The organism is Mesorhizobium sp. BR1-1-15 (genome assembly GCF_020165475.1).
Taxonomy (GTDB): Bacteria; Pseudomonadota; Alphaproteobacteria; order Rhizobiales; family Rhizobiaceae; genus Mesorhizobium.
Genome location: NZ_JAIUIF010000009.1, coordinates 182,423 through 195,615, shown reverse-complemented (window position 1 = coordinate 195,615; position 13,193 = coordinate 182,423). Strand labels below are relative to the sequence as shown.

General features: G+C 62.9%; 11 protein-coding genes. 5 read left to right on the top strand and 6 right to left on the bottom strand.

All coding sequences use genetic code 11. The features are described 5' to 3' along the window. Positions 1-11: 11 nt before the first annotated feature. Positions 12-932 (bottom strand): bifunctional 5,10-methylenetetrahydrofolate dehydrogenase/5,10-methenyltetrahydrofolate cyclohydrolase, encoded by a 921-nt coding sequence (locus tag LB541_RS17595; protein WP_140498366.1) that lies wholly within the window; start codon positions 930-932, stop codon positions 12-14. A gap of 252 nt (positions 933-1,184) precedes the next feature. After that, entirely contained in the window at positions 1,185-1,919 is a 735-nt protein-coding gene (locus LB541_RS17590) for a L,D-transpeptidase (protein WP_140632322.1), read from the bottom strand. Between the two features lie 214 nt (positions 1,920-2,133). Here LB541_RS17590 and LB541_RS17585 point away from each other — a divergent pair, with 214 nt between their 5' ends. Then, positions 2,134-2,772: a DNA-3-methyladenine glycosylase I gene (locus tag LB541_RS17585; protein ID WP_140560407.1), complete on the top strand. Its 639-nt coding sequence runs from the start codon at positions 2,134-2,136 to the stop codon at positions 2,770-2,772. Between the two features lie 2 nt (positions 2,773-2,774). On the opposite strand, the gene LB541_RS17580 is transcribed toward LB541_RS17585, so the two are convergent. Beyond that, positions 2,775-3,020 carry a hypothetical protein gene (locus LB541_RS17580; protein ID WP_140560408.1) on the bottom strand — a complete coding sequence of 82 codons (246 nt, stop codon included), beginning with the start codon at positions 3,018-3,020 and terminating at the stop codon, positions 2,775-2,777. A gap of 249 nt (positions 3,021-3,269) precedes the next feature. Between LB541_RS17580 and hisS the strand changes: the two genes are divergently transcribed. The 4 genes from hisS (at position 3,270) to LB541_RS17560 (ending at position 8,893) form a co-directional block, all read left to right on the top strand. Next, positions 3,270-4,772 (top strand): histidine--tRNA ligase, encoded by a 1,503-nt coding sequence (hisS, locus tag LB541_RS17575; RefSeq protein ID WP_224619153.1) that lies wholly within the window; start codon positions 3,270-3,272, stop codon positions 4,770-4,772. A gap of 255 nt (positions 4,773-5,027) precedes the next feature. Beyond that, a complete protein-coding gene (locus LB541_RS17570; protein WP_140560501.1) occupies positions 5,028-6,149 on the top strand; it encodes an ATP phosphoribosyltransferase regulatory subunit in 1,122 nt (373 codons plus the stop codon). Then, positions 6,146-6,844, top strand: coding sequence for an ATP phosphoribosyltransferase (hisG, locus tag LB541_RS17565; protein WP_140560410.1), 699 nt, complete (start codon positions 6,146-6,148; stop codon positions 6,842-6,844). Before LB541_RS17570 ends, hisG begins: the two co-directional genes overlap by 4 nt. 276 nt (positions 6,845-7,120) lie before the next feature. After that, positions 7,121-8,893 carry an AMP-binding protein gene (locus tag LB541_RS17560; RefSeq protein WP_224619152.1) on the top strand — a complete coding sequence of 591 codons (1,773 nt, stop codon included), beginning with the start codon at positions 7,121-7,123 and terminating at the stop codon, positions 8,891-8,893. A 286-nt stretch (positions 8,894-9,179) separates the two neighbouring features. On the opposite strand, the gene LB541_RS17555 is transcribed toward LB541_RS17560, so the two are convergent. From LB541_RS17555 to LB541_RS17545, 3 genes are all read right to left on the bottom strand, one after another. Then, positions 9,180-10,868 carry an ATP-dependent nuclease gene (locus tag LB541_RS17555; RefSeq protein ID WP_224619151.1) on the bottom strand — a complete coding sequence of 563 codons (1,689 nt, stop codon included), beginning with the start codon at positions 10,866-10,868 and terminating at the stop codon, positions 9,180-9,182. An 893-nt stretch (positions 10,869-11,761) separates the two neighbouring features. Continuing rightward, positions 11,762-12,634 carry an NmrA family NAD(P)-binding protein gene (locus tag LB541_RS17550; protein WP_224619149.1) on the bottom strand — a complete coding sequence of 291 codons (873 nt, stop codon included), beginning with the start codon at positions 12,632-12,634 and terminating at the stop codon, positions 11,762-11,764. A 45-nt stretch (positions 12,635-12,679) separates the two neighbouring features. Continuing rightward, positions 12,680-13,102, bottom strand: a complete 423-nt coding sequence (locus LB541_RS17545; RefSeq protein WP_140524788.1) for a DoxX family protein — start codon at positions 13,100-13,102, stop codon at positions 12,680-12,682. Between the last annotated feature and the right edge of the window lie 91 nt (positions 13,103-13,193).

Here is a 13,193-nt window from a genome sequence, read left to right as displayed (position 1 = left end):
CCGCCCCGGCGTTATTCGGCCGCCAGCCTGTCGATCGTGCCGTAGGTCGCCTCGTAGAGCGCGCGCTGGCGGCTGAGCGCCACCATCGTGTTGCGCAGCAGGATCGCAACGGTGATCGGGCCGACGCCGCCCGGCACCGGCGTGATCCAGGAGGCCACGTCCTTCACGCTGTCGGTGTCGACGTCGCCGACGATACGGGTGGAACCGTCCGGCAGCGTCTCGGAATTGATGCCGATATCGATGACGGCCGCACCCGGCTTTACCATGTCGGCCTTGATCAGGCGCGGCTTGCCGACGGCGACGAACAGCGCATCGGCGCGGCGCGCGTGCGCGGCGACCGAGCGCGTCATGTGGTGACAGACCGTGACCGTCGCGCCTTCGCTCATCAACAGGAAGGCGATCGGCTTGCCGACGATCTCGGAGTGGCCGACCATCACCACTTCCAGGCCCTTGAGGTCGAGGCCGGTTTCCTTGAGCAACTCGACCGAGGCGGCCGCCGTGCAGGGCGCCAGATCGAGCTGGTTGTAGACGATGTTGCCGATCGAGGCCGGATGCATGCCTTCGACGTCCTTCAGCGGATGCACCGCCGCCTGCAACGTCCTGATCGGGATATGTGCCGGCACCGGCCGCTGGATGATGATGCCGGTAACGCGCGGATCGGCGTTCAGGCCGTGGATCGCCGCTTCCAGTTCGCCCGCGGTGATGGTGGCGGGAAAGCGCCGTTCGTCGAAATCGATGTCCGCCAGCTCTGCCTTGGCGCGCTGGTTTCGTACATAGACATCCACCGCCGCCGTATCGCCGACGGTGATCGACACCAGTTTGGGCGGGAACCCTTCGGCCCTTGCGATCGCCGCATCCTCGCGCACGGCGGCGATGATGCGCCGGGCAACCGGGCCGCCCTTGAGATAGCGGCTGTCGTCGGACAGTGACATGATCGGACTCTTCTGACCTGAGCGTTGCCTTGCCATAGCAAAAGAACAGCGGCAATGGCAGCACGAATGCGAACCGTCATGCCTTTTGCGCGACGTGCGGGCGCGGCAGTGCTTCGTCCGAAACGGAAAGGGCAGCACGGTTTCCCGTGCCGCCCTTTCTGACCGGCCGCATCCCCATACGGCCCGTCCCCCGTTATTCCTTCCGATCCCGGGAAGCGCTGCGCTTCCGGATCGGGTGATTCGCAGCAACTATTATATCACCTCGACAGTGGTTCCGACATCGACCCGTTCATAAAGGTCGACGACATCCTCGTTGCGCATGCGGATGCAGCCCGACGACACGGCGCCGCCGATCGTCCAGGGCTGGTTGGTGCCGTGGATGCGATATTCCGTACTACCGAGATAGAGCGCGCGCGCGCCGAGCGGGTTCTCCATGCCGCCGGCCAGGTAGGTTGGCAGGTAGCGCCCCTTGGCGGCCTCGCGCTTGATCATCGCGGCCGGCGGGCGCCAGTCCGGCCAGACCCGCTTGTTGGTGATCTTGTGCGTGCCCGACCATTCGAAGCCCGGCTTGCCGGTGCCGACGCCATAGCGCCGCGCCTTGCCGTCCTTCTCGACCAGATAGAGGAAGTTCTGGGTCGTATCGATGACGATGGTGCCCGGCTTCTGGGAGCCGTCATAGGCGACTTCCTGCGGCAGGTAGATCGGATTGATCTGCGGGCGCGCGACCATGCGCTTGGCCGGGGCCTGCACGGCCGCCGTTTGCACGCGGTCGGGCTGCGCATAACGCGGGCGCGGCTGCTGCGCGACCTGCCGGTTCTGCCGCACGATGCCCGGCGCATGGCCAAGCTGCAGCACCCAGGGCGCGGAAAGGTCGGGGCTCACCATCACCGGCGGTCTGTCGGCATAGCGGTCTCCGGCCGTGGAAGGTGTGACGCCGGCAGCAACCGCAGCCACGGCGCCGAGCACGGGAAACAAAACTCTCTTCATCGGGAAAGCACCTTGATCGTCTGACAAACCGGGTGGAAACGACCTCCCGGTTCAGCGATCATTGGCGCGGGAACAGCAACCGAAACATGAATCGGAATGTGTAAAATGCGGAACTGTCGGTAAACCTTTCGGTGTGGTTACCGCCGCGTTCAGGAATCTGGTAAAGCCAAGGTAAAGCAGCGCAACCAGCGCGTTAACGAATGGAATTCTCGCCATGGACAAGGAAAAAACCGGCCTTCTCGCCGGACCCGACGGTGTCGCGCGCTGCTTCTGGCACGGCAATCTGCCCGACTACCTGCATTATCATGACCATGAATGGGGCCGCCCGGTGGCGGACGACCGCCGGCTGTTCGAGAAGATCTGTCTCGAAGGCTTCCAGTCGGGCCTGTCCTGGCTGACCATCCTGCGCAAGCGCGAGAATTTTCGCGCCGCTTTCGCCGGATTCGATTTCGACAAGGTCGCCGCCTTCACCGACAAGGACGTCGAGCGCCTGCTCGGCGATGCCGGCATCATCCGCCATCGCGGCAAGATCGTCTCGACCATCAACAACGCCAAACGCGCCCGCGAAATGGCCGATGAATTCGGCTCGCTCGCTGCCTGGTTCTGGAAGTTCGAACCCGGCAGGGAGGAACGGCCGCAGGTCGTCGACCTCGCCCATCTGCGCGCCAATCCGACCACGGCGGTCTCGATCCGCATTTCCAAGGATCTGAAGAAGCGCGGCTGGACCTTCGTCGGCCCGACCACGGTCTACGCCTTCATGCAGGCGATGGGTCTGGTCAACGATCATCTCCAGGGGTGTGTGTGCCGCAAGGAGGTCGAGAAGGAGCGGAAGGCTTTCAAACGGCCGAAATAGCCTCAGGCGCCGTTGGCACTACCCAGGAACAGGCCGGCGACGATCGCGACCACGGTGGCGACGGTTGGATAGATCACCAGCAGGCCGGTCACCAATGCGTCGCGCAGGGAAGGTCCGGTATCGGCGTGTACCTCGAACGGTCCGGCCGGCTGGCCGATCATGCTGGGAGCATGGACATCTGCGGCGCGCAGGCGTGCCGGCATGTCGCCCGCATCCCTGTTGTCGTGAAATTCCACCGCGCTCATCATGTCCCGAACCCCTCCATTGCGGTGCGCTGTATCGGCCTCGATTATGTCGGCACGATGCCGCGCCGATGGCGGGATTGTTTCATTTTCGGTGCGTTTTTGTTTCGGCGAACGCCCGCGTGCCTTCTCGCATGCATGGAGACAGCGCCTGCCGCCGGCCTTGCCCGGTAGGACCTGTTCGGTTAGGACACGCCCGTTGCGAAAATCGCAACGCTGTTGAGTTTTCAGCAACACGAAACACCGGGCGAATCCATGGCCGACAAATCGGAAAAGACGAAAGCGCGGCTGCCGCGCGGTTTTGCCGACCGCAGCGCCGAAGATATCCGCGCCGTCGAGAAGATGATGGCGACGATCCGCTCGGTCTACGAACTCTACGGTTTCGAGCCCGCCGACCAGCCCCTGATCGAATACACCGATGCGCTCGGAAAATTCCTGCCCGACCAGGACCGGCCGAACGAAGGCGTGTTCTCCTTCCAGGACGACGACGACCAGTGGCTGTCGCTGCGCTACGACCTGACCGCGCCGACGGCGCGTTTCGTCGCCGAGAATTTCGAGCGCCTGCCAAAACCCTATCGCAGCTACCGTTCCGGCTGGGTGTTCCGCAACGAGAAGCCCGGTCCCGGCCGCTTCCGCCAGTTCATGCAGTTCGACGCCGACACGATCGGCACGCCGGGCGTCGCGGCCGACGCCGAGATGGCGATGATGATGGCCGATGTGATGGAAGCGCTCGGTATCAAGCGCGGCGACTACGTCATCCGCGTCAACAACCGCAAGGTGCTGGACGGCGTGCTCGAGGCGATCGGCCTCGGAGGTGAAGGGAATACGAGTCGTCGGCTGACCGTGCTGCGGGCGATCGACAAGCTCGACAAGCTCGGGCCGGAAGGCGTGCGGCTTCTCTTGGGACCAGGGCGCTGGGACGGCGGCAAGGAAGGCGAGGGCGACTTCGCCAAAGGCGCCGGGCTGAATGATACGCAAGCCGAGGCGGTTCTTCTGGCGACGGCGCGAAACGCGCAGGCCGGCCAGGATGCCAGCGTCGGTGCGAACGCCGTCTACCAGGAGGGCGTTGGCGAACTCGCGACCATCGAGGCCCTGGTCAGGGCGGCGGGATACGGCGAAGATCGCGTCGCCATGGACCGCTCCGTCGTGCGTGGTCTCGAATATTACACCGGCCCGGTCTTCGAGGCCGAGCTCCTGGCCGAGATTCCCAACGAGGATGGCCAGATCGTGCGCTTCGGTTCGGTCGGCGGCGGCGGCCGCTATGACGGGCTGGTGTCGCGCTTCCGCGGCGAGCCGGTGCCGGCGACGGGCTTCTCCATCGGCGTTTCCAGGCTGATGACGGCGCTGAAGAACCTCGGCAAGCTCGACAGCACCGACGTGATTGCGCCGGTCGTCGTGCTGGTCATGGACAGGGACACCGAAAGCCTCGGCCGCTACCAGAAGATGGTCAGCGAACTGCGCGCCGCAGGCATCCGCTCGGAAATGTATCTCGGCGGCGCAGGCATGAAGGCGCAGCTCAAATATGCCGACCGTCGCGGCTGTCCGGTCGCGATCATCCAGGGCGGCGACGAGCGCGCCAAGGGCGAATTGCAGATCAAGGACCTGATCGAAGGCGCGCGCCTGTCGGCCGAGATCACGGATAATGCCGAATGGCGCGCCGCCCGCCCGGCACAGGTCACGGTGGCGGAAAGCGAGCTGGTGGCGCAGGTGAGAAAGATCCTGGCGGAGCAGGCTGAGGAGAGGGCGCGTGGCAAATAGAGGCCGCGTTCTACGGCGCCCCCCTCTGTCCTGCCGGACATCTCCCCCTCAAGGGGGGAGATCGGCTGTCACCATGGCTTTCGCCAATTTTCAGGATTCCAAGAAGGGCACCAGCTGCGAAGCAGCCAATCTCCCCCCTAGAGGGGGAGATGCCCGGCAGGGCAGAGGGGGGCGCCGTAGAGCACCAGCCTTGACCTGGATCATTGGCGTCTCCGGTTTGGGACCAGAGGGTCGTACAGCGCTGAGGTTTGCAAATTGACCTCCCGCTATCCCGCCATCGCGGCCGACATCGCCGGCCTGTTCGCGACCCGCGACACGCATGCGGTGGAGGTCGCCGTGCTGCAGCCGGCCGATCCCTTCCTCGACATGGCCGGCGAGGATTTGCGCCGCCGCATTTTCCTGACCGAGAGCGAGACCGGGCAGACGCTCTGCCTACGGCCGGAATTCACCATTCCCGTCTGCCTCGATCATATCGCCAGCCAGGCCGGTACGCCGCGTCGCTACTCCTATCTGGGCGAAGTGTTCCGCCAGCGCCGCGAAGGCGGCAACGAGTTCTTCCAGGCCGGCATCGAGGATCTCGGCGACCGCGACACGGCCGCTGCCGATGCCCGTTCGGTGGCCGACGCGCATGCACTGCTGTCGCTGGCGCTGCCGGGCCAGCCGCTGGCGATCACGCTCGGCGACCAGGCCATCTTCGAGGCGGTGCTGGCGGCTCTCGGCCTGCCGCGCGGCTGGCGCATGCGGCTCGCCCGCGCCTTCGGCTCGGCGACGATGCTGGAGGCAGCCCTTGCCGATCTCGCCAATCCGCCGCGCAACAGCCAGCTCTCCGGCCCGGTCGCGGCACTCGTGCTCGACGGCGATCTGGACGGTCTCTCCGCGCATATAGCCGGCGGCATGGAACAGGCCGGCCTGTCGGCTTCGGCCGGACGCGCGCCGGCCGATATCGCGCGGCGGCTGATCGAAAAGGCAGAACTGCGCAGCGTGCGGCTGTCCAACGAAGCCTTCGCGGCGCTGAAGACCTTTCTGGCGATCGACGTGCCGCTCGATGGCGCGGCCCAGGCGCTCGAGAGTTTTGCCGGTGCCGCCGGGCTTTCGCTGGGAGCCGCGCTGGAAAAGTTCGCGGCGCGCGCCAAGGCCGTCGAGGCGAATGGCCTGCCGGCGCAAAAGATCCGCTATGACGCGGCCTTCGGCCGCCCGCTCGATTATTACACCGGCCTCGTCTTCGAGATCGCGGCGCAAGATGGTGAAAGGCCGCTGGCCGGCGGCGGCCGCTACGACCGGCTGCTGACGCTGCTCGGCGCCAAGACGCCGATCCCCGGCGTCGGCTTCTCGGTCTGGCTCGACCGCATCGAGGCATTGCGGGAGCGCGCGCCATGATCACGCTGGCGATCCCGTCCAAGGGCCGGTTGAAGGAGCAGGCGCTGGAGGTGCTGGCGAAAGCCGGCCTCGCCATCAGCCTGCCCGGTGACGAGCGCAAATATCACGCCCGCGTCGAAGGCATGGACAATGTCGAGGTCGTTTTTCTGTCCGCCTCCGAAATATCGGGCGAGATCGGGCAAGGTGCCGTCGATCTCGGCATCACCGGCGAGGACCTCGTGCGCGAGAACCTCGCCGACTGGGAGGCGCGCGCCGAAATCGTCGCCCGTCTCGGCTTCGGCCATGCCGATGTCGTGGTGGCCGTGCCCGACATCTGGCTCGACGTCGAGACCATGGCCGACCTCGATGATGTCGCCGCCGATTTCCGCCAGCGTCACGGAAGGCGGCTCAGGATCGCCACCAAATACTGGCGGCTGACCCAGCAATTCTTCTCGCAGAAGCACGGCATCCAGGTCTATCGCATCGTCGAGAGCCTGGGCGCCACCGAAGGCGCGCCGGCGGCCGGCCTTGCCGATGTCATCGTCGACATCACCACCACCGGCTCGACGCTGCGCGCCAACCATCTCAAGGTGCTGGCCGACGGCGTCGTGCTGCGGTCGCAAGCGTGTCTCGTCGCGTCGCGAAAGACGCGTTCCACGGCCGACGAGGCGATGCTGCGCGACATAGCGGCCAGCATGGCCTCGGTGAAGGGATAGCCTGTCCAGCATGCCTCGGCGATCGTCGTGCCTAGCGGCGGACAATTTTGTTCTTGCTTTGTGCCGGCCACTATGCTACAAATATCGCTATGGTGATGATTTGTGCCCCCGCCCTTCGAGGCGGGTTTTTCGTTTCTGCGCCATTCTCACGACCCTGCCATTCTTATGACCGTGGAAGGCGGTGCGGCCCGTCTTCGAAGCCTTGGCCCTACCTTCGGCGGGATTTCCACCATCGCGGCAGGCTGATAGGCTCGGATGTCCTGGGAGGAGAGAGCGATGCCGGTCAATCTCGACGAGCTGAAGAACGCCACCAATCTGCGCGGACGCGGCGCGTACGCCGGCAGCGTCTTTGTCGCGCCCGTCGACGGCAGGGCGCATGTCTCGGGCGAGCGTGGCGTGCCGCTGCTCGACAAGACCATTCCCGCACTGTTCTCCGACACGGCCGGCAAATACGGCACGCTCGATGCCGCCGTCTTCGTCGGCCAGGATAAGCGCTTCACCTGGAGCGAGCTTTCCGACACGGTGGATGCGCTGGCCGCCGGTTTCCTGGCGCTGGGGCTCGAAAAGGGCGATCGCGTCGGCATCTGGTCACCCAACCGCTGGGAATGGCTGGTGACGCAATTCGCCACCGCCCGCATCGGCCTGATCCTGGTCAACATTAACCCCGCCTACCGGCTCACCGAGCTGGACTATGCGCTGAACAAGGTCGGCTGCAAGGCTCTGGTCACCGCGGCCAGCTTCAAGACCTCGGATTATCTCGGCATGATCGAGACGCTGGCGCCGGAGATCGCGATGGCGACACCCGGCAAGCTCAGGGCACAGAAACTGCCCGCGCTCCGGATCGTCATCCGCATGGGCGAGGAGAACTCGCCCGGCATGTTCAATTTCGCCGATGTGCTGGCGATGGCGGGGCGCGACGAGCATGACAGCCTCGACCGCATCTCCGAGGGGCTGAAGCCGGACGACGCCATCAACATCCAGTTCACCAGCGGCACCACGGGCGCACCCAAGGGCGCGACGCTGACCCACAACAACATCCTCAACAACGGCAATTTCGTCACCTCGGCCATCAGGTTGACGGTCGACGACCGGCTTTGCATTCCCGTGCCGCTCTACCATTGCTTCGGCATGTCGATGGGCACGATGGGCTGCGTCACCAAGGGCGCGACCATGGTGTTCCCTGGCGAGGGCTTCGATGCCGGCGCCACGCTGAACGCCGTGGCGCAGGAACGCTGCACCGGCCTCTACGGCGTGCCGACCATGTTCGTCGGCCTGCTCGACCATCCCGATTTCGCCGTCTTCGACCTGTCCACCCTGCGCACCGGCATCATGGCCGGCTCGCCATGCCCGATCGAGGTGATGAAGAAGGTGGTGTCGCTGATGCATATGTCCGAAGTGACCATCGCCTACGGCATGACCGAGACCAGCCCGGTCTCCTTCCAGAGCAGCGTCGACGACCCCTTGGAAAAACGCGTCTCGACCGTCGGGCGCGTTCATCCCCATGTCGAGGTCAAGGCCATCGATGCCGATGGCGCGACCGTTGCCGTCGGTGCGCCGGGCGAACTCTGCACACGCGGCTATTCCGTGATGAAGGGCTATTGGGACGACGAGGACAAGACCCGCGAGGCGATTGATGCCGACGGCTGGATGCATACGGGCGACCTCGCCACCATCGACGCCGAGGGCTATTGCAACATCGTCGGCCGGGTTAAGGACATGGTCATCCGCGGCGGCGAGAACGTCTATCCGCGCGAGGTCGAGGAGTTCCTCTATCGACACCCCAAGGTGAGGGAGGTGCAGGTGTTCGGCGTTCCCGACGCCAAATATGGCGAGGAGCTCTGCGCCTGGATTGTGCTCAAGCCCGGCCAGATCGCCACCGAGCAGGAGATCAAGGCCTTCTGCGCCGGCCAGATCGCGCATTACAAGATCCCGCGTCACATCCGCTTCCGCACGGAATTGCCGATGACGGTGACCGGCAAGCCGCAGAAATTCCTGATGCGTCAGGCGATGGTGGAGGAGCTGGGGTTGGTGGCGCAGAAGACTGCGTGAGGGCGTTTCCGCGCGCCCGGGTGGGCTGCGTGGGCCAGGAAGGCGCGGTTGCCAAGACGGTGGGCAGATTACAGAACCCCCGCTGCTCGCCGCACTGAGGCCGGCATGTCCCACAAGAGGGACCGTGTCGATCAGATTGTCGAGCCTATCGTGCGAGATAGGCTCGAGCCCAGCTTGAGCAGATCGTCGTCTGATTCATCGATTATTTGTCATCCCTCCAGGTAAACGCGATGACACCAGTCCATCCAGCGAACCTTCAACGAGTGCCTCTCATGCCTCCCGCGTACTATTCCTTGAGGCTGCCCTGGCGGCTTAGGTTTGGGTTCGAGACCCAAGTCGCGATGTCGCGCAGAAATTTCCACACATCATCCTGTGCAGGTCTGACATATGCAGGCAGGGACGGGTCCGATCCCAGGGCGGCAAACACCTCGCTCAACCAGACCGACTTGTTGCGGTTACAATCCAAATGGGGAAGCCATGATTCAAGTTCGCCGGAGCGCACCGTGAACAGGCCATACGTCTCCATCTGGTTGAAAAAAGCTACAGCTGTAGCGAGCTCATCGCCGGCTAACAGAGCGATCCCTCCCTGCCTTTTATAATCAGGGTTGGCGGCATTGAGATATCCTCTTACCGTTTGGCGGGTGTTCCGGAGGCCCTGTCGTAGTCCTTCCGGTATGCCGGCGGCATCGAAGTATTTGGTGCAGACCTGCCCGTCCTCTTTGATCCAGTCGATATCGACCACCAACGCTGACGGCACGCCAACTTGGCGTAGCTCCGCCACGATTTCCGAAGCGGTTTGCTTGTTGTGGGCATTCAGGAATGTCGCATGGCGAACGTTTGGCGGAGAATATAGACTTAAGCGATTATTGATTTCCTCGTAGAATGCGCGATCGGCGTCGGCCTCCACGACCACGGCAGATTCATAAAAAAGAGCTGAGACTACCCCCACAGATCGCAGCAAGGGATCGTTCATCATTTGCGACAGCCGCGTTGCTGGTAATAGCTGTGCCGTTCCCCTTCCCGCCCGATGGGTAAGTCGCACGACATCGATTGGCACGCCTGCTGACAAGCATCCCATAAGGAAATGCGGGCTGTGCGTCGCGGCGAAAAGCTGTTTGTCAGCTCCGATCTTCAACCCTATCTGCCTACCAAGCGTATAGGCAAGGCCGGGATGTAAGAACGCCTCAGGCTCATCGATAATGAGCACTTCGACCTCGCCTGCAATGACCTCCGACAGCACACCAACAAACGCCTTTGTCCCGTCACTCGATGCGGATAGAGCGTGCGTATTTCGAAAAAACTCAATGGCTTCGGCTGTAAAAGCGCGCTCGATTTCTGCAGGCGGCCTCGTTTCCGACAATGCATACGAGAATGCGCCCATGTTGGTCGCATCGATCACAAGATGCATGTGGAAGGAATCAAAGATGATGTCCGATAGAGCATGTCGAAGGGCATCATCTTGGAACAACGCAGCGATCGTCGTCTGGGCCGGATCGGTCAGTCTTTGTGCCTGAGACTGGGTTACAAGCCCCAGGCGATTCTCGCCGGTCAAATTGAGCGCGAACATGCTTAAAAGATGCTGAGAAATGTATTGCATGTTTAAGCTTGGATCGCGCGGACTCTGGTTGAATTGTTTCAACAGGTGATCGAGCAGGTATTGTTCATTGACTTCTTGGCGACCCATATTCCTACGGATAAATATTCTTCGCTCGGGCGTCTCTCCGGCTTCGGGAACGCGAAATTTTGAAATTTTTTGCTCCGCGAGCTCTCTCGTAACATTTGCGATTTTTACTGCAGAAATCACATGTTGGTCGCGGGCGTGATTGAAGATAAATTCGTTGGTGATGTCGCGAAGAGCGGAACTTTTGCCGCCGTTGTTTGGCCCAACGAATACCGTCACGCGCCCTGGAATTATTTCCAGAGGCAGCGCTTCGGGCTTAGGACCGTGTTTGAATGTGATCCGTTCGACCAACATGCTTGTGATGATTCCTCTTATGAATACTGCACGGTTTCCAGCTATTCCAGAAATCTACAACTGCGCAAGCATTCAATGCACTTTCGGTATTGAGTTTAGGCCCGGCAATCTATTAATGACTGCAATTGGCGCAGAGACGCCGTGACTACGCGACCAAGGCGGTGTCTGCTTTTCAGGTATACGCTACGGTGGCCTCTACGTCCGACTTGGGGCGCATAGCAGCCGTTCAACAAACGCGAAGTTTGCCTTGCACCGGCAGCAAGCCTGGAGGGCATCGCCTCAGTCCTCACTCCTTCACCGCCCCCCGTCGTCGAGGAGGCTCGACGAGAATGAAGGCACCACCACCGGCAGCGAGCCGATCAGCGCCGCCATTCATAGACGTCCGGGTGCACGAGGTCGGTAAGCACGCCAACCGGCACGTCTTATTTCGCGCGTCACATCCGCTTCCGCACCGAATTGCCGATGACGCTCACCGGCAAGCCGCAGAAATTCCTGATGCGCCCGGCGATGGTCGAGGAGCTGGGACTGGTGACGCAGAAGACGGCGTGACGGCGTTTCCGGGCGCCGAGGAGCGGTGTTCCTCGTGACGCGCAGGGGTAAGGAATTGCACGCGCAATGGATTCCCCGGTGGCTATCTTCCCCTGTGAAGGAATGCGCGACGAGGAATCGGAAAAGCGCTCGCTGCGGCATTCGAGAACGGGGGGGCATAGGAGGGTGACGCGGCTGTACCGCAACGATGAGGTGCCAGCCGAACGATGTTGGGTTCGCGCTCCCGGCTGGTGCCTTGCCTATGCTTAGGTAACAATCCGGCATCATACCGCTTCGCGTGAACGGCTGAGGACTTCCCGCCACGCGTCCGACGCAGAAGCGGGAAGTCTCCGTCTCTCCCGGACTTACGCCTTGGCGGCGTTCTGTGCAGCCTCGAATACATCGCGTGCGGACGTCGTGCCCGCTACGTGCTCCGTTCCCTCGACGCCGAGGTCCATCCACCCTGCATTCACGGCTTCGAACATTTCTTCGGCAGGTCCGGAGTGGCCTTTCGGGATGCCGAATTGCTCGAAGGCTTCCGCCCACCCTGCACGCGGGATTGCAAAGGCTTTCACGTCGCGATTGAGGACCTCACCCAGCTGCCCCGCGACGTCATCGGCGGTGACCATCGAACCAACCTCGATGACGCGCTGGCCCGACCACGCCGGCCCGGTCAAAAGGGTTGCGACCTCCGCGCCTATGTCGTTTGTCGCGACCATGGTCGATTTCCGGTTTGTCGGATTGTAGTAGACCGGTAGCGTTCCGCCTTCGGCGACCTGCAAGCCGTAGAGGAAGTTTTCGAAGAACCCGCCGGCGCGCACAAATGCGATTGGCGATTTCAGGTCGCGAAGACCTTGCTCCAGAAGCGACAGGGCCGTGATCACCCCGTGCCCGCTGGTTCGGTTCGCGCCCATCGACGAAAGCGCAACCACTCGCGGCGGCGCTGCCTTGGTGAGCGCCTCGACATAGTTTGCAATCATGCCCTTTGCTTCTTTGTAATCGGGCGAGGGCGCCCAGACAGGGGGCAACATGACGAACGCGCCTTCGACGCCTCCGAGCGCTTGCTCGATGGCTGCCGGATCATTCCAATCGCCCTCCACCAGCTCCACGCCCTTGTTCGCCCAGTTGGCAGCCTTCTCGCGATTGCGGACGAGCGCGCGTACATCCTTGCGGTGCGCCAACAGATGTTCTGCCGTTGCGCCGCCAACTTTTCCCGTGATTCCCATGACTAGAAACATGTGTTTTCTCCTGATGTCGGGGGACAGGGCACTGCCCCGGTTGGTTCAATGGATGAGTGGTAGAATGGCCCGGACTCGGGGATCGCGCAGATAGAGGCCGCCCCACGCCAGCGCGCCCAGAAGCAGGGAAATGATCTCCGGCGGCGATCCCAACTCACCAATGCGGACGTGGGCGCAGATGGCGCCGCCCAAAAAGCCCGTTACCAGGATCGCGCCGAGGACGGCGGTGGCCGGAATGGCGTAGAGGATGGCGCAGGCGAGTATGATCGGGCCCATGACACGGGTCAGGTCCATCGCGAACCCGGTTTCCTGCAACATGCCCGCGATCTGTGCCGGCGCGAAAAGCTGAATGGTGCCGTCTGCCACCAGAGCGATAACGACAAACGCGCTCATGATCCGGCCGGCCCACAGGGCGCGATGCAAGGTCACGGTTTCGGCTGCCTGACGCGGGTTCATGGTTTCGGACACTTGTCGTTCTCCGATGGGGAGATCCCATATCCGAAACTTACTGTGCCTCCTGAGTGTGATAAACACCGAGAAAATGAACCAACTGTTCTCT

Excerpts from the sequence above, each read along its gene's own strand:
- hisS (WP_224619153.1), top strand. The coding sequence starts at position 3,270 with ATGGCCGACAAATCGGAAAAGACGAAAGCGCGGCTGCCGCGCGGTTTT.
- LB541_RS17595 (WP_140498366.1), bottom strand. The coding sequence starts at position 932 with ATGTCACTGTCCGACGACAGCCGCTATCTCAAGGGCGGCCCGGTTGCC.
- LB541_RS17580 (WP_140560408.1), bottom strand. The coding sequence starts at position 3,020 with ATGATGAGCGCGGTGGAATTTCACGACAACAGGGATGCGGGCGACATG.
- LB541_RS17585 (WP_140560407.1), top strand. The coding sequence starts at position 2,134 with ATGGACAAGGAAAAAACCGGCCTTCTCGCCGGACCCGACGGTGTCGCG.
- LB541_RS17550 (WP_224619149.1), bottom strand. The coding sequence starts at position 12,634 with ATGTTTCTAGTCATGGGAATCACGGGAAAAGTTGGCGGCGCAACGGCA.
- LB541_RS17555 (WP_224619151.1), bottom strand. The coding sequence starts at position 10,868 with ATGTTGGTCGAACGGATCACATTCAAACACGGTCCTAAGCCCGAAGCG.
- LB541_RS17560 (WP_224619152.1), top strand. The coding sequence starts at position 7,121 with ATGCCGGTCAATCTCGACGAGCTGAAGAACGCCACCAATCTGCGCGGA.
- LB541_RS17590 (WP_140632322.1), bottom strand. The coding sequence starts at position 1,919 with ATGAAGAGAGTTTTGTTTCCCGTGCTCGGCGCCGTGGCTGCGGTTGCT.
- hisG (WP_140560410.1), top strand. The coding sequence starts at position 6,146 with ATGATCACGCTGGCGATCCCGTCCAAGGGCCGGTTGAAGGAGCAGGCG.